The organism is Microbulbifer sp. MKSA007 (genome assembly GCA_032615215.1).
GTDB lineage: Bacteria > Pseudomonadota > Gammaproteobacteria > Pseudomonadales > Cellvibrionaceae > Microbulbifer.
In genome coordinates, this window is sequence record CP128433.1 from 1,597,541 (window position 1) to 1,622,406 (window position 24,866).

At 48.2% G+C, this 24,866-nt stretch carries 21 protein-coding genes; 10 read left to right on the forward strand and 11 right to left on the reverse strand.

Features of this window, described 5'->3' with window-relative positions; genetic code table 11:
• Nucleotides 1-206: 206 nt before the first annotated feature.
• Together QT397_09810 and QT397_09815 are read left to right on the forward strand one after the other, a co-directional pair.
• A complete protein-coding gene (locus QT397_09810; GenBank protein ID WNZ57615.1) occupies nucleotides 207-4,928 on the forward strand; it encodes an RHS repeat-associated core domain-containing protein in 4,722 nt (1,573 codons plus the stop codon).
• A 161-nt stretch (nucleotides 4,929-5,089) separates the two neighbouring features.
• Nucleotides 5,090-5,638: a hypothetical protein gene (locus tag QT397_09815; GenBank protein ID WNZ57616.1), complete on the forward strand. Its 549-nt coding sequence runs from the start codon at nucleotides 5,090-5,092 to the stop codon at nucleotides 5,636-5,638.
• 483 nt (nucleotides 5,639-6,121) lie between these two features.
• Here QT397_09815 and QT397_09820 read toward each other — a convergent pair whose 3' ends face one another.
• The 5 genes from QT397_09820 to QT397_09840 form a co-directional block, all read right to left on the reverse strand.
• Nucleotides 6,122-6,586 carry a hypothetical protein gene (locus QT397_09820; GenBank protein ID WNZ57617.1) on the reverse strand — a complete coding sequence of 155 codons (465 nt, stop codon included), beginning with the start codon at nucleotides 6,584-6,586 and terminating at the stop codon, nucleotides 6,122-6,124.
• Between the two features lie 61 nt (nucleotides 6,587-6,647).
• Nucleotides 6,648-7,040: a hypothetical protein gene (locus QT397_09825; protein ID WNZ57618.1), complete on the reverse strand. Its 393-nt coding sequence runs from the start codon at nucleotides 7,038-7,040 to the stop codon at nucleotides 6,648-6,650.
• Between the two features lie 427 nt (nucleotides 7,041-7,467).
• On the reverse strand, nucleotides 7,468-7,782 hold the full coding sequence (locus QT397_09830; GenBank protein ID WNZ57619.1) for a hypothetical protein: 315 nt from the start codon (nucleotides 7,780-7,782) through the stop codon (nucleotides 7,468-7,470).
• 68 nt (nucleotides 7,783-7,850) lie between these two features.
• Nucleotides 7,851-8,180, reverse strand: a complete 330-nt coding sequence (locus QT397_09835; GenBank protein ID WNZ57620.1) for a CPCC family cysteine-rich protein — start codon at nucleotides 8,178-8,180, stop codon at nucleotides 7,851-7,853.
• A gap of 80 nt (nucleotides 8,181-8,260) precedes the next feature.
• Nucleotides 8,261-8,524, reverse strand: a complete 264-nt coding sequence (locus QT397_09840; protein WNZ57621.1) for a hypothetical protein — start codon at nucleotides 8,522-8,524, stop codon at nucleotides 8,261-8,263.
• A 312-nt stretch (nucleotides 8,525-8,836) separates the two neighbouring features.
• On the opposite strand from QT397_09840, the gene QT397_09845 reads away from it, so the two are divergent.
• Nucleotides 8,837-9,778: an IS110 family transposase gene (locus tag QT397_09845; protein ID WNZ57622.1), complete on the forward strand. Its 942-nt coding sequence runs from the start codon at nucleotides 8,837-8,839 to the stop codon at nucleotides 9,776-9,778.
• Between the two features lie 34 nt (nucleotides 9,779-9,812).
• Here QT397_09845 and QT397_09850 read toward each other — a convergent pair whose 3' ends face one another.
• From QT397_09850 to QT397_09875, 6 genes are all read right to left on the reverse strand, one after another.
• Nucleotides 9,813-10,175 carry a hypothetical protein gene (locus QT397_09850; GenBank protein WNZ57623.1) on the reverse strand — a complete coding sequence of 121 codons (363 nt, stop codon included), beginning with the start codon at nucleotides 10,173-10,175 and terminating at the stop codon, nucleotides 9,813-9,815.
• A 184-nt stretch (nucleotides 10,176-10,359) separates the two neighbouring features.
• Nucleotides 10,360-11,193 carry a transposase gene (locus QT397_09855; GenBank protein WNZ57624.1) on the reverse strand — a complete coding sequence of 278 codons (834 nt, stop codon included), beginning with the start codon at nucleotides 11,191-11,193 and terminating at the stop codon, nucleotides 10,360-10,362.
• A gap of 129 nt (nucleotides 11,194-11,322) precedes the next feature.
• Nucleotides 11,323-11,916 carry a transposase gene (locus QT397_09860; protein WNZ57625.1) on the reverse strand — a complete coding sequence of 198 codons (594 nt, stop codon included), beginning with the start codon at nucleotides 11,914-11,916 and terminating at the stop codon, nucleotides 11,323-11,325.
• 540 nt (nucleotides 11,917-12,456) lie between these two features.
• Entirely contained in the window at nucleotides 12,457-12,897 is a 441-nt protein-coding gene (locus QT397_09865) for a hypothetical protein (GenBank protein WNZ57626.1), read from the reverse strand.
• A 63-nt stretch (nucleotides 12,898-12,960) separates the two neighbouring features.
• The gene (locus QT397_09870; GenBank protein WNZ57627.1) at nucleotides 12,961-13,272 is read right to left on the reverse strand and encodes a hypothetical protein; all 312 of its coding nucleotides are present in this window, start codon (nucleotides 13,270-13,272) and stop codon (nucleotides 12,961-12,963) included.
• A 70-nt stretch (nucleotides 13,273-13,342) separates the two neighbouring features.
• Nucleotides 13,343-14,551, reverse strand: coding sequence for a transposase (locus tag QT397_09875; protein ID WNZ57628.1), 1,209 nt, complete (start codon nucleotides 14,549-14,551; stop codon nucleotides 13,343-13,345).
• A 1,007-nt stretch (nucleotides 14,552-15,558) separates the two neighbouring features.
• On the opposite strand from QT397_09875, the gene QT397_09880 reads away from it, so the two are divergent.
• The 7 genes from QT397_09880 to QT397_09910 all read left to right on the forward strand — a co-directional run bounded on the left by QT397_09880 (nucleotide 15,559) and on the right by QT397_09910 (nucleotide 24,827).
• Nucleotides 15,559-17,025 carry an AlkA N-terminal domain-containing protein gene (locus tag QT397_09880; protein WNZ57629.1) on the forward strand — a complete coding sequence of 489 codons (1,467 nt, stop codon included), beginning with the start codon at nucleotides 15,559-15,561 and terminating at the stop codon, nucleotides 17,023-17,025.
• Nucleotides 17,022-17,543: a methylated-DNA--[protein]-cysteine S-methyltransferase gene (locus QT397_09885; GenBank protein ID WNZ57630.1), complete on the forward strand. Its 522-nt coding sequence runs from the start codon at nucleotides 17,022-17,024 to the stop codon at nucleotides 17,541-17,543. The genes QT397_09880 and QT397_09885 overlap by 4 nt, the downstream gene beginning before the upstream one ends.
• A 98-nt stretch (nucleotides 17,544-17,641) precedes the next feature.
• A complete protein-coding gene (locus QT397_09890; protein ID WNZ57631.1) occupies nucleotides 17,642-18,178 on the forward strand; it encodes a gamma carbonic anhydrase family protein in 537 nt (178 codons plus the stop codon).
• On the forward strand, nucleotides 18,171-18,386 hold the full coding sequence (locus QT397_09895) for a DUF1289 domain-containing protein (GenBank protein WNZ57632.1): 216 nt from the start codon (nucleotides 18,171-18,173) through the stop codon (nucleotides 18,384-18,386). The genes QT397_09890 and QT397_09895 overlap by 8 nt, the downstream gene beginning before the upstream one ends.
• 58 nt (nucleotides 18,387-18,444) lie before the next feature.
• Nucleotides 18,445-21,963, forward strand: a complete 3,519-nt coding sequence (dnaE, locus tag QT397_09900) for a DNA polymerase III subunit alpha (GenBank protein WNZ57633.1) — start codon at nucleotides 18,445-18,447, stop codon at nucleotides 21,961-21,963.
• Between the two features lie 93 nt (nucleotides 21,964-22,056).
• On the forward strand, nucleotides 22,057-23,013 hold the full coding sequence (locus tag QT397_09905; GenBank protein ID WNZ57634.1) for an acetyl-CoA carboxylase carboxyltransferase subunit alpha: 957 nt from the start codon (nucleotides 22,057-22,059) through the stop codon (nucleotides 23,011-23,013).
• 551 nt (nucleotides 23,014-23,564) lie between these two features.
• Entirely contained in the window at nucleotides 23,565-24,827 is a 1,263-nt protein-coding gene (locus tag QT397_09910; protein ID WNZ57635.1) for a sugar MFS transporter, read from the forward strand.
• The last annotated feature ends 39 nt before the right edge of the window (nucleotides 24,828-24,866 follow it).

Consider the following 24,866-nt stretch of genomic DNA (forward strand, 5'->3'; position numbering starts at 1 on the left):
TATATTTTCGGAATTCATTGATGGCTCATAGACGTCATCTCTTTTTACACCAATGCAAACAATTAGCCAGCCTGTGCTCGCGCGCCATAAGAGCGTAGCTCTAAAGTCGATGTGAGCAGCTGTCAGGTTGTAGGATAAGGCGTGTGGAGATAACAAGACACAGTTAATCTGTTTGCGTAGCTTTTATATTTATATAAGGTGAGCACGTGTCAAACTTCGACCAGATGGCAAACTTTTCTAGTACCACCAATATCGCTAGCACCTCCACTGGCTCTAACTCATCCTCTGTCGCCAAAAATTATGCGAAGAATTTTCTTACCCAAGTCAATCCCCGTACTGGTTTACTCAGCGTTACGATTCCATCGCCACCTCTAAAAGGGATTCTCTCGATGGAAGTGAATCTCGGGATCACATACGCGCAGGAGACCGTAGGTTCCTATGAACAATTGTTTGGTCTACCTATAGGATGGTCCTATTCGTTAAGTTACATTAATGATGGGATCTTGACTCTCAACGGTAGCCAAACCTATGTTTTGAGTCTGGAAAGTCCTTCTGGCTTGCAGTATTACTACCAGAAAAATCTTGAAATGACGCAGTATAGTCCAGGGCAGTACCCTAATTTGCCCTATGTCCCAAGTACCCTTTATGCATACCTACTGACCTTTTTAGACGGCCATCATCAGTATTTCGATGCCCAGGGGAAATTGATCTGTTGGGACGACAAAAATGGAAACCATCTGCTTTTTACCTATGATTCAAGCGATGCTTCCATTACACAGGCGAAGCTTATCAGTGTTACTGATGCATACGGACAAAACCTATCGATTTCACTCAGTAGTGACTCCATCGACGTGATTTACCCAAAATCCGATGCCAACCCTAACCCGATCACCTATTCTTACCAGCTGCTTGAGGGCGCGCTGGTTTCCTACATTGACCCTATGGGCTTGACCACGCACTTTATTTACAACGGAGGCCTTATAAATAGCAAGCTCCTCTCGAACGTCAACTATCCCAATAAAGTCAGCTCGACGTTTGACTACAGTACAATCTACTACAAAGATAGTTCTGGACAACAAGAGCAACAAGATGTCGTAAGCAAGGTGATCAACACCTATGAAGAAGAAACCCGTAACACAACCTATAATTATCACCCTGAGCAAAGTGGTCCAGATGGCCATAATTATCTTGGGAACCCTACGTATGAGGTCGCATCTACAGCATCAGATACTTTATTTCAAAGTAATGACAATAATTACAGGTATTACACCACGATCAACAATAACAAAACGTTGGTCGTTAATCAGTACAACAATCTGCACCTTCTTCTAAAGTCGACCACCTTCACAGCAGATGGAAGCGAACGCATCCAAGAAATAGCGTACACTTATGTTGGTGAAACGGACGGCGACTTCCCCTACAACCAGCTCGATCCAAATTATCAACTGATTGCAGAAAAGCTAAGCACCTTCTACAACGAGCAAGAAGACACCAGACCCGCTAAAATTATTCGCAGCTACACAGACAATGGTCAAATTGCCTCTATCGAAGAGTACGAACAGATAGAGGGTGAATTACAGCTCGTCAAAAAGGGAGAGGTTGAATACGATATCAGTTTTGGTATGCCCACTTCCGTTAAGGTATACGATTACAAACCCAGAGGAGTACTTAGTCAAACACCAGAGATTATAAGAACGGACAATAAACTTTCAGATGATAAGAAGCACATCCTCACATCCACCCGCGGGACTGAAGTGAATGGCCTACTTAATCCACTACTCGTGACCTCTGTTGAGTATGACACTGCTGGCCGTCCCAGTTCCTCCACGCGTACCTGGGGTTCAGCAGCACCAGATCATTCTGGAATTGCGAAAACCAACACGATCTTCGAAAATATTCTTGACTCTACCGCACACACATTGACGCATGCCACAACCGATTTCTTTGGCAACACCTCTAATGAGGTTTACGATTTATGTACTGGTTTCCCAACCTCAACTAGCAACGCCGTGGGTGCGATCACTACGTATAACTATGACCTCGCTGAAGCAACCGTAATACGCACTGACCCTATGGGTAACACCACAACATGGAGCTACGATCTTACCAGTAACATAATGCGAAAGCTCGATGCCAACGGTTACGAACAGAAGTACTACTACAACGGGTTTGGGCAACTTATCCAGCAAAGTGATTATCCTGTGAAGGGTGGGGCAGAGCGAACCTTAACGACGAATACTTATGATCAGCTTGGGCGTCTCAGCGTACAATTGGGTGTTCTAGGCGAAGCTTCAAAAGTCACATACGCCTATAACGCACGCAGCCAATTAGCCTCTAAGACTGATGCCCTTGGCAATATATCGGGATACGAATATGATTCGGTAGCTTGCACGAAAGCAAGCTCTTTTAATTCGCTGAAATCAACTGAAGTGACTTACGGTCCTGAGAAGTCTGGCGGCCCACTTCTTAGTAAATTCAAGAAAAGAGCTAAAAAAGAATATAAACAAAGACTTGTCGCTTCGGCTAAAAAGTTCGATAGACACAATGCTAATCAGTACGCCTGCGCTACACGCTTGTGGAACGCTTTTCAACTCAATGTACAGACCAGTATTGGGGATCAGCAGACCCCTCAACAGTTTTCTCTAGCGAGATCCTACAATATCCTCCAAAGCCCCACCCAGTATTGTCTCGGTGGTGCAAATCTCAAGCGCACACTAGTGGCCTCGCGAGATCTAAATGGGAATATGCTTCAGAGCACTTGTACACTTGAAGGTACGTCTCAGACAGAAGCGTCGTCAAATCGTAGTTACAATGAACTCGGGGAATTCACACAAGAAGCCACACTGACGGAACAAACTCGAGAATTTACTTATGATGCGGTAGGAAATAGGACTCAGATCACCCAGTTTAGTGGATCACAGGTAAACAGCACCTATGATCTAAACAAGCGAGTCTCTTCTCATTCGTACACCGAGAATGGCTCGAGCATTGAAATTCATTATGAATACGATGGTGTCGGGCAGCGCACTTCCATCGAGCGCTTCGTGAATGGGGAAAGCGATGCACTGCTCAGCTACACCTACACGCTTGATGGCAATATTTCTTCAATAAGTTATCCAGACGGGAAAACAGTTTCGTGGAACTACGATGTCAATACGGGCCTTCTGACTTCATCCATTGATGCGCTCGGGCATCAGTGTAGCTATTCCTACGACAGTTATGGCCGGCTCGCTAAAATCGCTCGGGACGATGGCTCTGTTTCTGTGGGAATCACCTATATCACTCAGGATATCGATAAAGCTAATGTGGGAAAAATAGCCTCGGTGAGCTATTCAAATGGGGTCAAGCTCGCTTACACCTATAACGGTTATGGGCGCCCCCAACAAATCATCGCTACCAGTACGGGTGAAGATGAGCCTATTACCCTCACCTACAGCTACGATGCAACGACCTCATTCGTAACCGCCATTAGCTACCGACACCCTGGGGGCTCAAGTACACTCAACCGCGATGTTTCATTCGTATATGATGGTGTTGGACAAGTCATCGGGGAATCATCTGTAGACCTACAAGGCAACCCTCTCGAAACCGTATCTTATAGCTATGATGCGCTAGCCAATATCAAAACTTGCACCCGCTCACTGCCCTCTACTGAAAGTGCGGAGACAAATTACACCTACGATGCTGATAACCGGCTAAATTCCATCAGCGTGGCTGGCGCTCAAGATCAGGCTTTGAACTACGATGAAAACAACAATCTGATTAAAGATGAAAATGGCAATAGTTACCAATACAATGCATTGAATCAACTCACACAATTCACCTCAAGTGACGGCGAGAATACGACCTACACCTATTATCCCAATGGCCTGCGTGCAACCAAGCAAACCGGTGATGAGGAAATCATTCACTATTATTACGACAACGCTAGCAATGCCAATATCATCAATGAAGTTCAGGGGGATTCAGAGGCTAGCTACATAATATCAGCATCGTCGCGACTCGCTCGTGTGCTGAAGAAAGACTCGTCATCTGAGCTCCAGTCTTATCTACTCGATAGACAAAATGTTCTTATGACTTTCGATACCTCAGGTTCTATCAGTAGCGAGTATGTCTACGACGTATATGGCAACTGTAGGTCATCCCAGAGCGGTAGCATCACTGACAATCCATTTGCTTATTGTGGAGAATATGTCGACTCAGAATCGAGCTTGCTCTATCTGAGGGCCCGGTACTACGCGGCGCAACGGATGAGGTTTGTGAGTCGAGATAGCTTCTTGGTTATGAATCCTTACACCTATGCCGATGGGAACCCTGTCATGAAGCAAGATCCTTCTGGGCATCTTTCAACCGCAGCAAAGATTGGTATCGGTGTGGGCTCGGCCGTCGGTGCGGCAATCTTCGGATATGGCGCGTGGAGTGTCTGGTCACGCATGGCGCGTGAGAATATTCCTCAAGGTGAGCAGCCGCCAGAAGTAGAGGGATTGGATGGTATTGTTCCTGATCATGGCAATATTGGTGCTCCTCCAAATGATGGCAATATTGACGCTCCTCCAAATATTGAAGCTTTTGGGTACGCGAATTCACCAGACCAAATATTTGCTTATTTGAAGCGGGAGGGGGAGGGGTTTGATTCAGACTCAGTTGTCTCTATTGAAAGAGATGAGGGCGGGCAATATTGGTACGAAGCCTGGAGGCCCAGACCCAATGACAATCAAGATATTCTGGATGGCGCTGAAGTACTTCCGGATGTGGATCAGTTGACATTTCGGACACTCCCTCGAGGTATAAATACAAAGCGAGCTAACCGAAATAAAGATGAGATATTTGAAGATGGAGGAGACGGTGGGGGGATAGTCGATGATGTAGTAGGTGTAGTAAGTGAAGCAGAAGAAGTAGCAGATGTAGCAGCGATGTTCTGCGTATAAGTTAAACCAATAGAAATAACGGACAGGTTTAAATTGCATTTCTTGAGTGTAAAGCGCTACTTTATCATTGTGCAATGGTAAAGTAGTGCTCTAAAGTTATTCTTATCCGGAAATAGGTAATGTAAACTTTTTTGTGTATCTGCCCGCTCATTTGCAAATATATGAAATCTATCATTGTCAATTGGTTGCCAAGCTCCGCAAATTTCGCCAATCAACTTCAGAGCTCTCAAAATACATTGGTATTTCTATTTCGCGAATACTTAAAGCAACTTGCAGAGGCAATTACCCGTTCGGAGAAGCTGTTTCGGGCTCCCTTTCTGGCTCTGCACTATCTCAAAGGCGATACCCTCGATCACTGTGAGCTGGAAAAACTAAAAGAAGTCACCGCTATATGGCGTGAGCGTTTAATAGATATCGGTTGGTTTACGCGCTGTTTCAACGAGTCTATCGCTCGGCAAGCCAATGCTGAAGACAAGTGTACAGGCCGTTTTTGGGCGGGGCGATTTAAATCGCAGGCTTTACTGGATGAAAAAGCCCTCGCCGCTTGCATGGCCTATGTAGACCTAAACCCTATCCGCGCTAATTTTGCCAAAACGCCTGAATACTCTGATTACACCTCTATTCAACTGCGTATTCGCTCTGCAATCACCGCCGAGCAACCCGGAAGTTTACTGCCGTTTGTGGGAGATGAGCGCTTAAACATGCCATAAGGTTGACCTTTTCAGATGGGCCTCTATTTGGAGTTGGTGGATTGAAGTGGTTGGCATCTAGATCCCAGAAAGCGCGGTATTATCGCTGAAAATACCCCTCCTATACTTGAACGCCTGGGTATTTCGTCTGAGCACTGGCTTTACCTCAACCGAAATTTTGAAAGCCGATTTAAAGGTTTAGTAGGGTCGGTTGAAGCAGTACGGCAAGCGTGTAACTTATTGAATAAACGCTGGGCTCAAGGTGTGCTTGATTGCCAGAAGTTTCTCTCTTACCCCTCATCTAAACTAAAATGAACCATTTTTAATCCCGCCGATCGATACCCGTTCGCTCCATGTGCTGAAAGGCCTGCATGCCCAAAATAGACTAAATACTCCGCACAATTGTTCTTCGATGCCCCTCTGTTGAGCATGGCTTTTTATTCCGCTGATTTCCCCCTCCCACATGATTCATGGGTGTCCTATTTGTGGATATGCTTGTATTCGTTATGCATGCCGCACTCCACGAAGCTCAAATATACCGAACCAAAAGAGACCTAAACTAATAGAAAAAGGCAAAATTAATCTCAAAATTAGTTTCTCTTTTTCCTCAATACCAGAAATCAGTCGCCTGTTATCGTAGTAAGCTCCAACTATGTATTGGTCTTTATCGATCTTTGATGTGTAGTATTCCAGTTCTAGCTCATCCCCAACTTGAAGGTTGTCAAATATGTCTTTAGAGGAGTTTGAATACTTGAATTCTTGGTCTTCAATGATGATGGTGTGTAGATAATCACCTTTCCCAACATATCTAGTTTTAATTCTTTCAAGCAAGCCAACCTGGGTAAAAATTCTTTCTCCCTGAGGAAAATCGCTATAAAGGAAGTATCCTGATGCAAGAGCAAACACCGAAAGTGCAAGTGCAGTATATCCAACCAATTTTGACTTACTATCTAATCGCTCAATCTTCATATATAATGCTTAAATCAGCGGCGTATTTTTACGTCGGCGGCCTTTGCTTGTTATAACTGTTCTACAGTACAATTTGAATTCCACTATTGCTTTCTTGCCAGCTAAGCTTTTCACACACGATGCTAAACATAGCTCCGCCTTCAACCTCTATGTGAGCTACCGGATTGAGCAACTCTTGGCTGTAAGATTGCCATCCGTCTTCTTTATATAGCTTTGCTACGCTGGCAATATCTTCTTTTATGGTAATGTTTACTTCACCCACGAATATTGCATCTTCGTCACCTGCTGACTTTCTATAGTTTAGTCTTGAATAATCAGCGCAATATAACGTAATAACACCATCGAATGCTGCTGGATAAAACTCCAATTTTACTACGCCGCTCAAACCGTCAACTGATAAAGTTAAATCAGCATTATTTAATAGCTTATCGCAGACTTTTTGTAAGGTGCTCATTTCTATCCTGAGTTATAATGCCTAGCCGCACGGACCGGAGGTCCAAAAAATGCACAGCATTTTTGATCGTGCCGGCTCTTGTTATGTGTATTTTAAGGTTCATCTCTGAGTTTATTCCTGCATTGTCGAATGAAGTCTCGATACTCAAGATCAGAATCTTGATGCAATGTTTTCTCAAATACGCAACACAAGTTCCATAACGCTCTTTCTTCTGCCTGGTCCTCAATCATAAGTTTGTCTGAATCACTAAACCTACGAGTCAGCTCAAACAGAACCCATGCTTCATCTTCCGTGAGCGTGATTTTTACTTTTTTGCTCATAATTTCTATTTACACATAGCGCTTTGCTAAACGGCAGCCGAAACGCAGTGCAGGCTGTCCGGTGGAGGGGGCGTTCTTTTGCACCCGGAACGAATTTCAGCAACTTGTTATGTTTTCCTCAAGGCCTTCTTGAGCAGGTAGCTTATAGCCCAGGCCATGAGGAAAAATAAGATCAAAATTTCATGGTTGCCCGTATTATTTGCCCACTTCTGGGCACGAATTTTACTACCAAAAATACTTACGAAGATAAGTGGCGATGCGATGGTCATAAGTGCAAAACCAAAGGCAACTGCTGGTCCACTATCAGATCCCTCTCGATATAAAACTCCAGCTACTACAGTGAATAAAGCCGAGCCTAATAGAAATAAGAGAACCCTAGATAATAGTTCATCAAACTCCTCTCGCTTACGCCTACTACCCACTTCTCTCTCCAGAAACATAACGCCTGCCCCACAGGAAGAGCGTCAGCGATTTCCTGTGCGGGCACTGGTTATAAGTTTCTAGGCACATACTTAAACTGCTCTCTTTGCTCAACTGAGACAACATGCTTAACCATTTCAATTTCGCATGCACCATGATCTTTAAAATTTTTTCGTCCTTCTCTTAGCGTAATGCCATGATTTGGACCTGAACCAACATCCAGCTCATCAATATCTTGCCCATCGTCCTCCCAAAAGCACACTGGACAAATTAAATAGTTGCCTCGCTCAGGTAGTGAAATGTAATCACAGTAAGGGCACTGCTCTCTTGGAGTTGGATCTTCTGGTTCATACCATTCAAAAGCCTTTTTACTAAATAATGCCTTTATCTTCTCTAGCACTACTTATTCCTTATAACGCCGCTAGCACCGAGCGAAGCACGCAGTGCGTAGTCCGGTGCCTAGCCTGGTTAAATGCATGATTAGGCATCTGCTCGTCTTTTCAGCTTGAAGCAACACAACGTTGTAAACATGTAGCTGTCTTTTTCATGCTCTACTTCTACAACGACATTATCTTTTTCTAAAACGTTGTCTGTTGTAACCCATTGCAAAAATCCTTCTTCTAGTTCGCTGTGAGAATAGTCTTCTCCGAGCATTACAACATTTGCAGATATGAATTCGTTTGGGCCCACATCGTATTCAACGATATCACCCAATTTTACTTCTTCTCCAGATTCGTATTGCATAAGCATTTAACGCCCCGCACAGGGGCAGACAAATAAGAGCAGCGTTTTGGCTGTCCCAGTGACCAACCCGAGCGATTGCTGCGGCTTGTATGGTTGTTCTTGCCTGATTCTGATGTTGAAAATCCTTTTCGCTAACGGGTAAATTGAGACCCACCTTCGGCGGCCACCGAAGGCCTTGTTTGTCACAGTTCGTTGCTGCGCCGGTTTATAAAGACCGTTAACAAGTAGGAACGTGACAGACACTCACTAGGCATAACTCGAATAGTCATGTGGGCCTCGAGCCCGAATAGCAAGGCGGAGATAGCTTATCTTATGGAACCTAAAGAGATCAATGTCGGTATCGATACCAGCAGTAAACAACTCGATATTTATGTGAGACCTACTGGCCAGTTTTTTAGTGTTGCCAATGATAAAAACGGCATTAAGGATGCCATTAAACAACTACAACCTCTTAAACCTCAAAGAGTATTAATAGAGTCTACAGGAAGACTCGAATTAGAGTTTGTTTGCGCCGCCGACAAAGCAGGATTACCTGTTGTTGTTTGCAACCCTTCACAGATAAGAAGCTTCGCTAAATCCGCAGGGCGCCTCGCCAAAACTGACAAGCTAGATGCAATGGATATTGCACATTTTGGTGAGGCCATGAAGCCAGGGCTGTCGGTGCTAAAGCCAGAAAAACTCAGGAATATCAGTGACTTACTGGTAGTACGAAGTCAGTGTTTAGAAATGAGTACAATGCAAAAGAATCGGCTTCAGAGAATGCCGAAATCAGTACACAAACCTATACGGACCATTCTAAACACCATCAAGAAAGAGTTACAAAGTATCGACAAACAACTAGATAAACTGGTTAACAGTGTGCCTGAGTGGCGGCAAAGGCGAGACCTATTGTTAAGCGCTAAAGGAGTCGGAAATGTATTGGCTTATACGCTGATGAGTGAACTTCCCGAGCTAGGAAAATTGAACCGTAAAGAAATCGCTGCACTTGTCGGTATCGCCCCGATGAACCGTGATAGCGGCAGCTTCCAGGGAAAGAGATATATTCGGGGTGGAAGGCATCGTGTACGAACGGTTTTGTTTGTTTCCATCATGTCGGCCATACAGCATCATCCCAAACTAAAGCCGATGTACAAGCGATTAGTCGACGCTGGCAAACCTAAAAAGGTCGCTCTGATTGCCTGCATGAGAAAGCAGATTACGATACTGAATACGATGGTGAAAAATAACACCTACTGGGATGAAAGTATGGCTTAATAACTTGACGAGCAACCATAGTCACTTGTTATGTTTACGGACGATATATAACTTCTTCTTGTGGATCATAACAAACTATACCTAGGCTTTTAGCCGTTTCTACTACGTGATCGAAGGACTCTTCAATTTTAGAAAACGCTACTGCAAGAATTGCTAAATCTCCGATAATATTATTTTCTAAAGGACCATCGGCCCAAATAACATTATCAATTTCAGATTCAGGCACTTTTGTTACACAAGGATATTTTTCTGTGAGCTTTTTGATTAACTCTACCATCTTTGGGTGAGGAGGCATTTCAGAATCTTCGTTTGCTTCTTCTCGATCATCAAATTCATCCCAAGCCTCTTCATCATTCTCAGGAATGGGACTGATACTAAACATTATCGAAAAACTCACAACTAACTACTCTTTAATTTCGTACTTGGAGAAACATAACGAGGCTGTAGAAAAACAGTTTTAGAAAAAGCTGTCATTCCTCAGGTTCCTCCAAACAAAAATTTCGGTCTAAATTTAGCGATACCACTAAATTTCTTTCATTGTATTAAATTTAGGCGCCTTGATGCCCCTAATTTATACTCAATCAATGGATACTACCATATCTCATCAACTTTTCTATATTATGTACCAAGCAGAACATCTGCCATTGTCCCTGAACCTTACTTTTTCCTCGTAGCGAGAAGCGATTCAATCGCTTGTTGGTACCAATGTTCCCGAACACTGGCTCGACAACAGACATTCGATGTCCATAAATGGTCTTGCCTTCGATACTATCAACCCGCTTTTTCATCCAGTCAGTGGCTGTCCGTCCGTTTGTCCAAGTTAGGGATACTTGCCTTCCATGTCCTTTTCGAGAGCTGGCAGATTCCGGGTTTCGCATACACTGATTTTTAAGGCTGCATTCCCTGCAGTCAGTGAGGCGCCCTTCGAACAGTAGTTTTTTCTTACCTTCACTGACATGCTCTTCTTTTAACAAGAGCATCGCTTTTCCTGCAGGACAGATACAGGTTTTCTTTTTCTTGTTGAATGTAAATTCACTAGCTGGGATAGTCTTCTGGACATTAGCCCTACCTTTTTGATTGCGCTTGCCATACTTGGTTTTTTGCTTTGTAAAAGCTTTATCACGTGAACGGAATTTATTGTCAGGTATATAGGCATTGATGCCGCTCTCTCGCAGGTAGCTGTAGTTAGCGTCGTTGGAGAACCCAGTATCAGCAGTAATGATGACCTGTTTGGCCAAGATGTCTTCATCTATTCCTATATGCTGATAATGGCAACTGATGCCATCGAGAATAGGCTTCAATGTATGATGTTCTTGCCCCTCACCAAAGGCCTGTGCTTCAACAACTATCTGATGCTTCCTATCAACTGCGGCAACGCCGTTATAGCCCTGGATGGTTCCCTTGCTGGTAGTCATCTTGGCTGACTCATTGTCTGTGATATTACTTTTTACTTCTTTAGGGTTTTTACCTTGTCCCATCCTGGGGGAGTGATTCTTTAAGAACTGATCAATTTTATCAAAGTGTTTCTGAAGAGTATCCGCCGCTTAAGCTACCGCTTGTTTTCGCTCTTTTTCATTAGGCTTCCTGCCATCAAGCCTCTTGTGCTCTTTGAGACAATATTTGATCTTCTTGAGAATTTTTTCCTGCTTCTGTTCTAGTTCTTTAAAAGTTCCCGAATGTTCTTTGCTGGCATTGGATGGCATCTTGCATCCATCTATTGCGAAAAGTTCGTTGCCAAGCAGCCCCTGCTGATCGCAGACCAGTAACACTTGCTCAAACACCGACTCAATCGCATCAGGATAACTGCTTACGAAACTCGCAATACTAGTAAAATGTGGAACGGTATCGCATGACAGTGCTTTGAAGAGGATATTGTTCTCACATTGCCATTGAATTTCACGGCTTGAGGTAATGCCTTTTGAGTAAGCAAACAATATGATTTTCAGGAGGATAGCTGGATCATAAGCGGTTCGCCCGCCGCTATCATTTTGATATTTTTTATGGAAGACAGAGAGGTCGATATGGTCATCAATCAGATGATGAAGTGTAAACTCAAAGGTTTCAGGTTGTAGTTGCTCTTCGAAATTGATGATTACCATTGCATCTTGGTTGTAATCGTAACGTTTGAAATTGGGCATATGGATAATCTCGACATCAAGACCTCCATTTTAACAAAAAAGCTACCTTTTAAGAGTTTTTCTACAGCCTGAACGCCCACAGCAGGGGCGGCCAGAGCGTAGCGTTGGCCGTCCCGCAGAGGCCACGACAGGGGCCGGCGCATACTGCCTGTGTTTGTTATTGGGCGAATTACGCACGATGCTTTGCCTGATAGATCCTTGCCATTATTGGCTGGCCAACTATGAGGATAACATTGAGCGCACAAAACAAAATTAGGCTTTCAGTGACATAGAAAGAGCCAAACACGATAGCCCAGACTAATAGAAGAAGGACGGACCACCGCACCCGGCTCCCTTTGCCAATAAGATAGACAGAAACTAGGCAGCTAGCGATCGCAAAGCCCTCACCATACAGTACCCAGGTAAAGTCATGCGCATAAACTGGGGCACTAAACAAAGAGAGAAAAATTATTGTCAAGACTCGATTCATTTCTTTGCCTTATAACGCTTTTAGCAGCGAACCAAAAAGCCATAGGCTTTTTGGTTCGCTGCCTAAACTTGTTAAATGTTGGCGCGATAAATTTTTTTGTAATATTCATATGAGATTAAACCTGCCGCCAAAACATACAAAAACACTAAGTCGCCCCAGTAAAGTGAGCCCAATATTACCAGTGACCATAAATATGCCAATACATATTTAAAATTTTGGTGCGCCATTGGTGTTTTTAAGATTGCACCAAAGGCAACTAAGTTTAAAATAAACGAGCCTACCAAGCCCTGAAATATATAAACAGACTGCGGCTCTTGCATGAATGACTTTATATAGTCTGACAATGTAATGCACTCAGGCCTTGCTGTGAAAATTAGCACATACCCTGCGCCTAATGGATATAGGGAATTTATAAGGTATAGGCTTGCGTAGATAATCCTTTCTTTCATAAGACATTTAACGCCGTTGACACAGGCCGGAGTAAGTGGCACAGCTTTTGCGTGTTTTTGCAAAAGGTGTGACGCTTACGGAGGTCCAGCCCGAAGGGCGATTGTGCTCAACCTTGTTATACGCTGCTAAGCCCATACAAACCATCCGATGACTACACCTAGGATTAAACACCCAAACCCTACTTTTACGGCCATGTTACGTTCGGCCCGATCTTCCAGTATTGCACCTTGTATATATAGGTTTAAGGCTTTGTTGGCTACTTCAGACCCCGGAAACTCCTTGTAAAAATCAAGCAAAGACTTCTGCACTTTTGGCACCCACGATGATGGGTGATCATCGTCAGGGCTGTAATCAAGAGCAGTTAGAATGGATGGGGCCTGAGTTTTTGCAAGCTCTCCAACTTCCTTAGCCTTGTCGTAATACTTAGATACATCCATATTTAAATTTTCGCATAACGCTTAGATAACCTGCACTGCAGGCGGTAAAAAAAATGACCTGGCATTGAATTTAGGCCGAACTAAAGAGGCCCATTCCTGCAGTGTCTGGTTCATCGCCATGTTGTACATTCCCGCCGGCACTATCTTGCCGAGCCGCCCCCTTTATAAAGGAAATTCCTTTTTTCGCCTTAGACCACACTCGGCCAGTCAACTTTGTAGATTCATGGCACTGCCCACACTCTACCATCAGATCTTGGATTTGCAATCCAGCTGGGAGTCGTTGATCTTTCATTAAACCCACTTGATTACTACATAGATCGTGCTTTTTCTTATTGCACCCAGCATATAATCCATAACTCCGTACCATGTGTTTTCCTATTGGAGGTATGTGCTGCAAGACACGTCTTAAGAACTCCTGAGGCTTTAACCGAAGTTGCTTACGTCGCTGGTCACGGTGATCAAAATAACGAAAATCCAGCCCCTTATGATCCACGTTTAATATCTGCTTTGGCTTAAGCGGGCCACCTTTGATGTAGCGTGAAAAATACAGCAGAACGCCTTGACCATGCTCATACCGTTCTTGAATACGAACCGACCATTCCTTGCGATAGCAAGCTTTAAAGAGGATATCAAACTGGCCAATTGACCAACTGGGAGGAAGCTTGAGTAACCCGGCACGATACTGTTCTAATAAAAGCGCTTGAAATTTTCCCCTATAAAGACTCTTAACCACTCGCACAGGCAATAAATATTCACCTGTTTCTTTCCATTTTTCCCTTAAAGTCAAGCCGCCAGCAGTTATCAAACAGTGTATATGGGGATGTAAAGTTAACTGTCTTCCCCAAGTATGCAGAGCCATAAGCATCCCGGGAGTTACTCCGTGATAGTCTTTACTCGCCATTAATTCAAACAGGGTTTCTTTACTCGACAAAAAGAGTATATCTGTAAGCTTCTCTTCGTTGTATTGCCATAACGGCAGATACTCATGAGGTATAGTAAAGACCACATGAAAATGTTCTGTATCAAATAATTTACGACGCTGCTGATCAACCCACTGGAGCTGTTTTCTGCCTGAGCAGAGGGGGCAACTTCTATGCCTACAAGAATGATGCTGTTCAGTGACATGGTTGTGCTTACAACGATAATAACTGCTTCCCATCGATTTTGTACGGCATTCTTGTATCGAGGAGATAGCCTTTAAATTTTTTAGTGGTTGCGCAGTTTTAGATAAATAACCACTGTACGCAGAAAATATATTTTGCAATACCCGGTTATGCATTTTCTAAAATGCCTCTTATAATTTAAAAGTGGCACCACTCCCGCGCAGCGGGTTTGTACAACAGCTATATAGTAATCATTATGATCACTATTATCCTGATTACTATCCTGGAATCAATCTTACGCCTCGGCTAAAAAATGTTATTCAAATCAAAAGATTACTTGCTTTTATGTTAATCGTACCAAATGTAAAAATGATCACTTTGACTACTATCCCCAAAAAAGACTAGTTTTGTAACTCATTGTATTTCATTAAGTTTTTTCCTGATAAAGCTATCCTTCAAAAATAACAGTCAAGATGATCAAAAATACCTATGTATACCCATTAATTGTTAGCGACCGTTAGTGCAGATAGGGCTGGAATTGAGCAACAGCTATGGCCTGGGTATTTCAAAACCTAGAGTGCTGCTGAATAATTCCATGATATTTCTGGCTAACCGGGCATTTCACAATCAAGACGCGGTTCGACGGAAATGTCTGGACCGTTACAACGTCGTGGTGCAAGTTGCTAATAACTCTACAAACGTCGAAGGGTGTGTCTTGAAGGCGATAGCTGTCGCATTACGGGGCTTGCAAAGAATTAGGTCCATTTGCGGCGAGTTGCGCTTACTACTTGTAGCCTTCAAGGTGCGCATAGAATGAGTGGCTCCGTTGCGATTGCCTTGGGTTATAGATTTCCTTGAGCATTTACGTTTCAGGGTTTGTATCAATTAGCGTTCCTGATGGGGAGTAGGGCTATTCTAGGGTTGTTTAATCTACTTATGAATACCTCCCTGGAATGGTCAAAAGCCTCCGTTTTATCAATTTACTTAAAGAATAATCTTTAGTTGAGACTTATCGGCCGAGTGGCTTTTTACGTAAGGTATTCAAGAGCATCTAATAGGCTTCACTCTTTCAGGCCGCGGCTGCCTGACTTATAAGTCTACAGCCCAAAATGGTCAGTTCCGTTTTTGACTAGTTCCGATACCGTCCAATCCATACACTGTTAGTCAGAAACGAGAGAGACTTATGAAGATTGATGCAGCAGTTTGCTCCAGTGCGCGATTGGCCCGAGACCGGCGCTTTGATGGGCGGTTCTATACCGCAGTGAAAACAACCGGCATTTTCTGCCGCCCGATCTGTCCCGCTCGGCCACCGCTTGAGCGCAATGTTACTTATTTTGAGACTGCGGCGGAGGCGGCCAATGCGGGCTTTAGGCCCTGTCTGCGCTGTCGCCCCGATTCTGCGCCGGGCAGTCCAGCTTGGGGATTGGTGTCGACCACCGTGCAGCGCGCTTTAAAACTGATGCGCAGTGAGCGCGAGCCTCAATCTGTAGAGCGACTGGCAGAGCGGCTCGGGGTCAGCAGCCGCTACTTACGTCGTCTGTTCTCTGAGCATCTGGGGGTAAGCCCCTTAGCGGTTTGGCAAACTGAGCGGGCACTATTTGCTTTTCGTTTACTGCGGGATACGGACCTGCCTATTGCTGAAATCGCTTACGAGTCTGGTTTTAACAGCTTGAGACGCTTTAACGGCGTATTCAAACAGATCTATCAGCGCACCCCATCCGAGGTTCGCAGGGAGGGACACGCAGTGCGCGCCGAGACGGCGAGCGCCACACGGGTGCGGTTGTACCTGGATTACCGCCCGCCATTAGATTGGCAACAACTCCTGGCTTTCTTGGGAACTCGCGCTTTGGCCGGGGTAGAGCAGGTGGAGGGGGAGGTCTATTCACGCAGTTTCGAACTGGATGCTTGTCGTGGCGTGATGGAGGTTTCCCACGATCCGGAGCGCAATCGCCTGGTGGTGGAAGTTTTTGGTCAGGAAGGTGGGGCAGGGTTATATCTACTGAACCAGCGCCTACGCCGGCTGTTTGACCTGGATGCGGATATTGAAGAGATCCAGACGGTATTAAACGAAGATCCACTGCTGGCGGATCAGTTGGCGAAGAATCCGGGCCTGCGCTTGCCCGGTGCCTGGGACCCATTCGAATATGCACTGCGGGCGATTCTCGGTCAGCAGATCAGTGTCGCGGCGGCGACCACTATTGCCGGACGTATAGTGGCCCGCTATGGGGAGTCGTTTGTGGATGATGCAGGCAGAGAGCGGTTTTTATTCCCAACGGCGGAGCGTCTCGCTGAGGCGGACTTTGCCGATCTGGGCTTGACCCGGGCTCGGGTGAAAACCCTACAGGAGTTTGTCGCCGCAACTTTGGATGGCCGAGTGAGTTTTGCCGATCAGTCCCTGGAGGATTGGTGCAGTCAAGCCACGGCACTGCCGGGTATTGGCGATTGGACGGCGCATTATATTGCTATGCGCGGCCTGTCGATGCCGGACGCTTTCCCCGCGTCGGATTTGGGTATTCTGCAAGCCCTGGGCAGTGATGGTGAAAAGGCAAAACCCAAGCAGGCCCTGGAGCGGGCAGAGCAGTGGCGGCCCTGGCGGGCATATGGAGCCATTTTGTTGTGGCAGTCCCTGAAATCTGGAGAGAAAAAATGATTGTCTATGAGAGTTACACCACGGAATTGGGTGATGTTGCCATCGCGGCCTGCGAACAGGCGGGAGAGGGTCTCTCGCGAGGTATAGTTGCACTCCAGTTTTATGACGATGAACGACCATTGCGTTTGGGGGCCGGTTGGCAGCGGGGCGCCTCGGAACTGACAGATTTGGCCGCTCAGCAGTTGCGGGAATATATCGCCGGCCAGCGCAAAAGCTTCGATCTGCCTCTGGCGCCAAAGGGTACTGAATTTCAGCGCCGGGTTTGGGATGCGCTGTTGCAAATTCCCTTTGGCGAAACCCGCAGTTACAGCCAGCAAGCCCAGTGGCTGGGCCAGCCACGGGCTATTCGCGCGGTGGCGCGGGCCAATGGTGCGAATCCGATTGCCATCGTTATTCCCTGCCACCGTGTAATCGGAGCCAATGGCAGCCTTACCGGCTACGCCGGCGGCCTGTCTTTGAAAGCGCGTTTGCTCACCCTTGAGGGCGCCAACTTTGTCCAGCAGGGCGAGCTGCTCTAACGGGTAATATTGGGAAAAGCGCAATCATCTCTCCCTAGCCACGGCCCCTTTGGCGCGAGATAATAAGCGGTTCATAATCATATAGAGCCGGAGGCCAAATGCTGTACAGATTGGGGGATAAACAGCCACAACTGGAAGGTGAGGGCCACTATATTGCGCCCGGTGCCCATGTGATTGGAGATGTGCGTATGCTTGCGCACAGCTCCGTATGGTTTAACGCGGTGGTGCGCGGTGACTGTGCGCCGATCACTATCGGTGAATACAGTAACGTACAGGATGGCTCGGTATTGCATGCCGATGTGGGTGTGCCATTAACCATCGGCACCGGTGTCACCGTAGGCCATAAAGTGATGCTGCACGGCTGTGACATTGGTGATTACAGCCTGATTGGTATCAATGCCGTGATCTTAAACCGGGCCAAAATCGGCAAGTGCTGTATCATTGGCGCCAATGCGCTGGTGACCGAGGGCACAGAAATTCCCGATTACTCTATGGTGCTGGGCTCTCCCGGCAAGGTAGTAAAATCTCTCGATCCCGCCACCTACGAGCTGCTTAAAGCCAGCAGCGATCACTATGCGGCCAACGGCAAACATTTCGCCAGTGAACTGGTCCCGCTTGAGGCTAAAGATGTCTGAACAACCGGTAAAAACCGTGCAGCCGAAAGAGCGCCCGGTGAAATCCCCCTGTATCTCCGTATGTGCCCTGAATGAGCAGGACCTGTGCGAGGGCTGTTTTCGCAGTGGTAATGAAATCAGCCGCTGGGGCTCCATGGATAACGATGAGCGCCGTGCAGTGTTAAAGCTCTGCACCGAGCGCGCGCGGCAAATGGGCCGAATCTGGTAAACAATCGATAGCGCTTTGTCGGGGCCGGGCCTCGCAGGGCCCGGAACTAAATGCGACTATGACCCAACCCTTTGTCCACCTAAGAATTCACTCAGAATTTTCCCTGATCGATGGCCTGGTAAGAATCAAGCCGGCCATCGCCCGCGCCCAGGAGCTGGAAATGCCAGCCCTGGCGATTACCGACCAGTGCAACCTCTACGGGCAGATTAAATTCTACCGGGCCTGTTTGGGTTCCGGTATCAAGCCGATTACCGCAGCGGATTTTTGGCTCAGCGAAGGCGGTGAGGGTAAGCCGACGCTGATCACGCTCTATGCGATGAACGCCGATGGCTACCGCAATATTACCGAGCTGATTTCCCGCGCCTGGATGGAAGGCCAGTACCACGGTAACGCCTATATCAAGCGCGAATGGGTTAAGGAGTACAGCGAAGGGGTGCTGATGCTGTCCGGTGCCAAGTACGGCGATGTGGGCCGTGCCCTGGTAGCGGGGCGCCGCGCCCAGGCGGAGGAGCTGGCACGGGAGTGGGCGGAGTTATTCCCCGGTCGCTATTACCTGGAGTTACAGCGCACCGGGCGCGCTGGCGATGAGGACTACCTGCACTCGGCGGTGAAGTTGGCCCAGAACCTGAACTTGCCAGTGGTAGCCACTAACGACGTGCGCTTTATGGACGAGAGCGAGTTCGAGGCCCACGAGGTGCGCGTCTGTATTCACGAAGGCCGCGCTCTCGATGACCCCCGCCGCGAACGCCGCTACTCCGCGCAGCAGTATTTTCGCACACCGGAAGAGATGTGGGAGCTGTTTGGCGATATCCCCGAAGCCCTGGAAAACACCGTGGAGATCGCCAAGCGCTGCTCCGCACCGATCCAGCTGGGTAAATACTTCCTGCCGGAATACCCGATTCCCGAGGGCATGACCGAAGACCAGTTCTTCGAAAAGGTCTCCTATGAAGGTATGGAGCGGCGCCTCGCGACTATCCTAGACAAGTCCGCTGCGGACTATGCCGAGCGCCGCCAGGTCTACGAAGACCGCCTGCGCTTTGAGCTGGATATCATTATCCAGATGGGATTCCCCGGTTACTTCTTGATCGTAATGGACTTTATCCAGTGGGCCAAAGACCACGATATCCCGGTGGGCCCGGGGCGGGGTTCCGGTGCCGGCTCCCTGGTGGCCTACTCGCTGGACATTACCGATCTGGACCCACTGCAATACGATCTGCTGTTCGAACGATTCCTGAATCCGGAGCGGGTGTCGATGCCCGACTTCGATATCGACTTCTGTATGGAGAAGCGCGACCGGGTAATTGGCTACGTTGCGGATAACTATGGCCGTCAGGCGGTGAGCCAGATTATTACCTTCGGAACCATGGCCGCGAAGGCGGTGGTGCGGGACGTGGCGCGGGTACAGGGCAAATCCTACGGTCTCGCCGACAAGCTGTCCAAAATGATTCCCCCCGATGTGGGCATGACCCTGCAAAAGGCCTTCGACCAGGAAGAGATCCTGCGGGAATTCCTCGACCACGACGATGAGGGCCAGGAAATCTGGGAGATGGCCCTGCAGCTCGAAGGGGTCTCCCGTAACGTGGGCAAGCACGCCGGTGGTGTGGTTATCGCCCCCACCAAGCTCACCGACTTTGCGCCGCTCTACTGTGACGAGACCGGCGCGGGTCTGGTAACCCAGTTCGACAAAAACGATGTGGAAGATGCGGGTCTGGTGAAGTTCGACTTCCTCGGCCTGCGGACGCTGACCATCATCGACTGGGCCAAGCGCATGGTGGATGAGACCCGTGCGCGCGTGGGTGAGGAGCCCCTGGATATTGCCGCGCTGCCGCTGGACGATGAAGAAACCTTCAAAATGCTCAAAAGAGCAGAGACCACGGCGGTATTCCAGCTGGAATCCCGGGGTATGAAGGACCTGATCAAGCGCCTACAGCCGGACAACCTGGAAGATATGATCGCCCTGGTGGCCCTGTTCCGTCCGGGTCCGCTGCAATCGGGCATGGTTGATGACTTTATTAACCGTAAGCACGGTCGCGCCCAGGTGGCCTACCCGGATGCCAAATACCAGCATGAAAAACTGCAACCGATCCTGGAGCCCACGTACGGGGTTATCGTTTACCAGGAACAGGTGATGCAGATCGCCCAGGAGTTGGCGGGCTATACCCTCGGTGGCGCTGACCTGTTGCGCCGGGCGATGGGTAAAAAGAAACCGGAGGAAATGGCCAAACAGAGGGCCACTTTTGAAAATGGGGCAAAAGAGCAAGGAATTGACCCCGAACTTGCGATTAAGATCTTCGACCTGGTAGAGAAGTTCGCAGGCTATGGTTTTAACAAATCGCACTCTGCGGCTTACGCACTGGTGTCATACCAGACCGCTTGGCTGAAAGCGCACTATCCCGCCCAGTTTATGGCGGCGACCATGTCTTCGGATATGGATAAGACCGATAAGGTGGTGACCTTTATCGAAGAGTGCCGAGCCATGGAGCTGGTACTGGTGCCGCCGGATGTGAACCTGGGTAGCTTCCAGTTCTCGGTGGATATCGACAATCGCATTATCTACGGTCTCGGTGCGATTAAGGGCCTGGGTGAAGGTCCGATTGAAAATATTATTGCGGCGCGGGAAGAGGGTGGTCCCTTTACCGACCTGTTCGACTTCTGTTCGCGGGTTGACCCACGCAAGGTGAACAAGCGCGCGCTGGAGGCACTGGTGCGCTCCGGAGCACTGGACAGCATAGGCCCGGATACCAATGGTGCCGACGGTTTGGATTATTCCCGTGCAGTGCTGTTTAACGCGCTGGATGAAGCGGTAAAAGCGGCGGAACAGCAAAAGGCCAATGCCAATGCGGGCATGATGGACCTGTTTGGCGAAGTGGTGCCCCAGGCATCGGAAGGCGATGTGTACGAGGATTTCCGTCGCACACGCTGCTGGAGTATCCGCGAGCGCCTGGAAGGCGAAAAGAATACCCTGGGTCTGTATCTCACTGGGCACCCGATTGACGAGTATGCCGGTGAGTTACAACACCTGGTGAAGGCGCGAATCGCCGATTTGAAACCCGGCCGGGAATCGCAAAAAGTTGCGGGTCTGGTTGTGGCGATGCGGGTAATGAAAACAAAACGCGGTGATTCCATGGCTATTGTTACCCTGGATGATCGCAGTGGCCGTATTGAAGCGGCCATGTTCAGCGAGGCCTTTGGCGAACATCGAGACAAGTTGGCCAAGGATGCTCTGCTGGTATTGGATGGACCGGTTGCCACTGACGATTACAGCGGCGGCCTGAAGATGACAGTAAATAGCGTTTCCACGCTCGATGAGTTGCGCCAGAGCTGGGTGACCGGGGTGCGCTTGCGAGTGGATAGCGGCAGTGTGGCACCGGGGCTGGCCAAGCGGCTGGCCGCTTGCCTGCAACCCTATACCGGTGGTCAGTGCGGGGTGAGCCTTGAGGTTTCCCGCCACGATGCCCGGGGCTTGTACCGACTGCCGCCGCAGTGGAACGTAGAACCAAACGACCAGATGGTCCAGTCCCTCAGGGAACTATTGGGACGTGAGCAGGTGGCGCTTCAATACGCACAACGGCGTTAAAATCTACCGGGCTCGACTGGCTGGTTCTGTACAGTTAAGCTATGCCGCTGTGATAGCCCGGTGGTAACAAAAAGAGTTAAAGGCGCAGATTTCATGAATTTTAATTTTCTCGAGTTTGAGCAGCCAATTGCAGAGCTGGAAGGCAAGATAAAAGAGCTGCAGCTTGTGGGTGATGACAACGAGCTGAATATCGCCGATGAAGTTACCCGGTTGCGGGAGAAGAGTAGAACTTTGACCGAGTCCATCTACTCCGACCTGAGCCCATGGCAGGTCGTACAGGTAGCCCGCCATCCGCAACGTCCCTATTCAAAGGACTATATCGAGCGCTTGTTTACCGATTGGGATGAGCTGCACGGCGACCGTCACTTTGGTGATGACAAGGCGATTATCGCCGGTATCGCGCGCTTAAATGGCAAGCCGGTAGCGGTGATTGGTGAAGAGAAAGGCCGCTCTGTAAACGAGAAGGTTGCACGCAACTTTGGTATGCCGAAGCCGGAGGGTTACCGCAAAGCCCTGCGCGTTATGGAAATGGCCGAGCGCTTTAAAATGCCGGTGCTGACCCTGATCGACACCCCGGGAGCCTATCCGGGTATCGACAGTGAAGAGCGCGGTATCAGTGAAGCCATCGCCCAGAACCTGGCAGTGATGTCCCGCCTGCGCACGCCGATTATTTGTACCGTGATTGGTGAAGGTTCCTCCGGTGGTGCACTGGCGATCGGTGTGGGTGACCAGCTGAACATGCTGCAGTACTCCACCTACTTTGTGATTTCCCCTGAGGGTTGCGCCAACATTATCTGGAAAACTGTCGAGAAAGCGCCTTTGGCCGCTGAGGCGATGGGGGTGACCTCCAGCGTGTTGGAAGAGTTGGGTATTGTGGATGAAACCATCCCCGAACCTCTCGGTGGCGCTCACCGCGATCCGGATGCAATGGCCACTAGCCTCAAAGACCGTCTCAGTGAGCAGCTGGACCAGCTGAGCAGCATCCCCATTGATGAGCTGCTGGAGAAGCGCTATCAGCGCCTGATGAGCTACGGCAATATCGTTTCCTAAGCTGCTTTTTTGCTTTAGGGAGTTGTTCAGAGACCCCCTAGATCCTTCCCCTGCCGCGCCAAGTGTATAAACTTATTGCCCTTGTGCGCGGTTGGTGCTTCCTTCCTGGCGCCTGCTTTCCCTACTCATAGATACTTGCGGCTGTGTGTCATTTTTGTGTGGCCGAGCTCTCCCTTCGCCGCTTCTTTTCTGAAAAATCTATTTTTTACCGGGTTTCCCTACGTAATAGCTGTCGACATAGATAGGTTATTGGACTCTCGGGAAGCCTGAGAAGAGAAATAAAGTACTACAAACAGTGTGATCCACTCTTGTGAGTGGAGCCGTTGCGAGAGAGGCTCCATTGGCTGGTAGCAGACAGTCTGGAGCTTGGCGGCCGCTGTATGTCCACGCTGCCCCCATTTTGAACCCCCTTATCGAAAAGGCCTCTGAGACGGCGCTGCCTCCATGATAGAAAGTACCAACAATAAAGATTGGTGCAAAAGGCACAGGTTTGCCCGGCTGAAAATATCGACCGGTGAAGCCTGTGAGCTGAAGTCTCAGGATTAATAATTATGGCAATAATGCAGAGTAATACAGCAACGGATGCTGCGCAGATACCGACGGGTGACCAGTCGGGGCACAGGTTTGCCCTGGTGGCGCTGACCTCACTATTTTTTATGTGGGGCTTTATCACCTGCCTGAATGATATTTTGATTCCCTACTTGAAAGGAATTTTCGAGCTGAACTATGCCCAGGCAATGCTGGTGCAGTTCTGCTTTTTTGGTGCTTATTTCCTGGTTTCCCTGCCTGCCGGTGCCCTGGTCAGTAAAATTGGTTATCAGAAAGGGATTGTGACCGGCTTAAGTATTTCGGTGGTTGGCTGTTTGCTGTTTATCCCCGCTGAAAGAATGGAAGTTTATGCACTGTTCCTCGGTGCTCTGTTTATTCTGGCTTCCGGTATTACTATTTTACAGGTTTCCGCCAACCCTTATGTGACAGCACTGGGCGATGAGCGCACGGCGCCCAGCCGCCTGACTCTGACCCAAGGCTTTAACTCCCTGGGCACCACTATCGCCCCTCAATTTGGTGCATTGCTGATTTTACCCGCTGCCGGTGTTGCAGCGGGCGCTGCCAGCGCTGCTGTTATTGAAGTTCCCTACCTGATCCTGGCCTCCGCGCTGGCGATCCTGGCTATCGTCTTCGCATTTTTGAATTTGCCGGCAATTGTCAGTAGTGCAACTTCTGAGTCTGTCTCCAATACTGAAGCCGCTTCCGCCTGGAGCTACCGTCACTTGGTGTTGGGCGCGATCGCTATTTTTGTCTACGTGGGTGCTGAAGTCTCTATCGGCAGCTTCCTGGTGAACTTTATCGCTGAGGATTCCATCGCCGGTTTGGAAGAGTCTGAAGCCGCCTTCTATATCTCCCTGTATTGGGGTGGCGCTATGGTTGGTCGCTTTGCCGGCGCTTTAATTATGCGCTTTATCTCTGCTGGCAAAGTGCTCGCAATCTGCTCTATCGGCTCCTGTGTATTGTTGTTGATTACTGTTACGGGTAGCGGCTATCTGGCGATGTGGGCGGTACTGGCTGTGGGTCTGTGCAACTCTATTATGTTCCCGACTATCTTTAGTTTGGCGCTGGCCAAGCTGGGCCCATCGACCAGTCAGGGCTCCGGAATCTTATGCCTGGCCATTGTAGGCGGTGCCATTGTGCCGTTGTTACAGGGGCTTCTGGCTGACCAAATTGGTATCCAATTGGCGTTCGTTCTGCCGATCTTCTGTTACCTCTATATTCTCTACTACGGTCTCTCAGGACACCGTACAGATAAACGCGCTTAAGTTTTCTTTTCTTCTCTTCTGAGCTCGTTTGCCGGCATT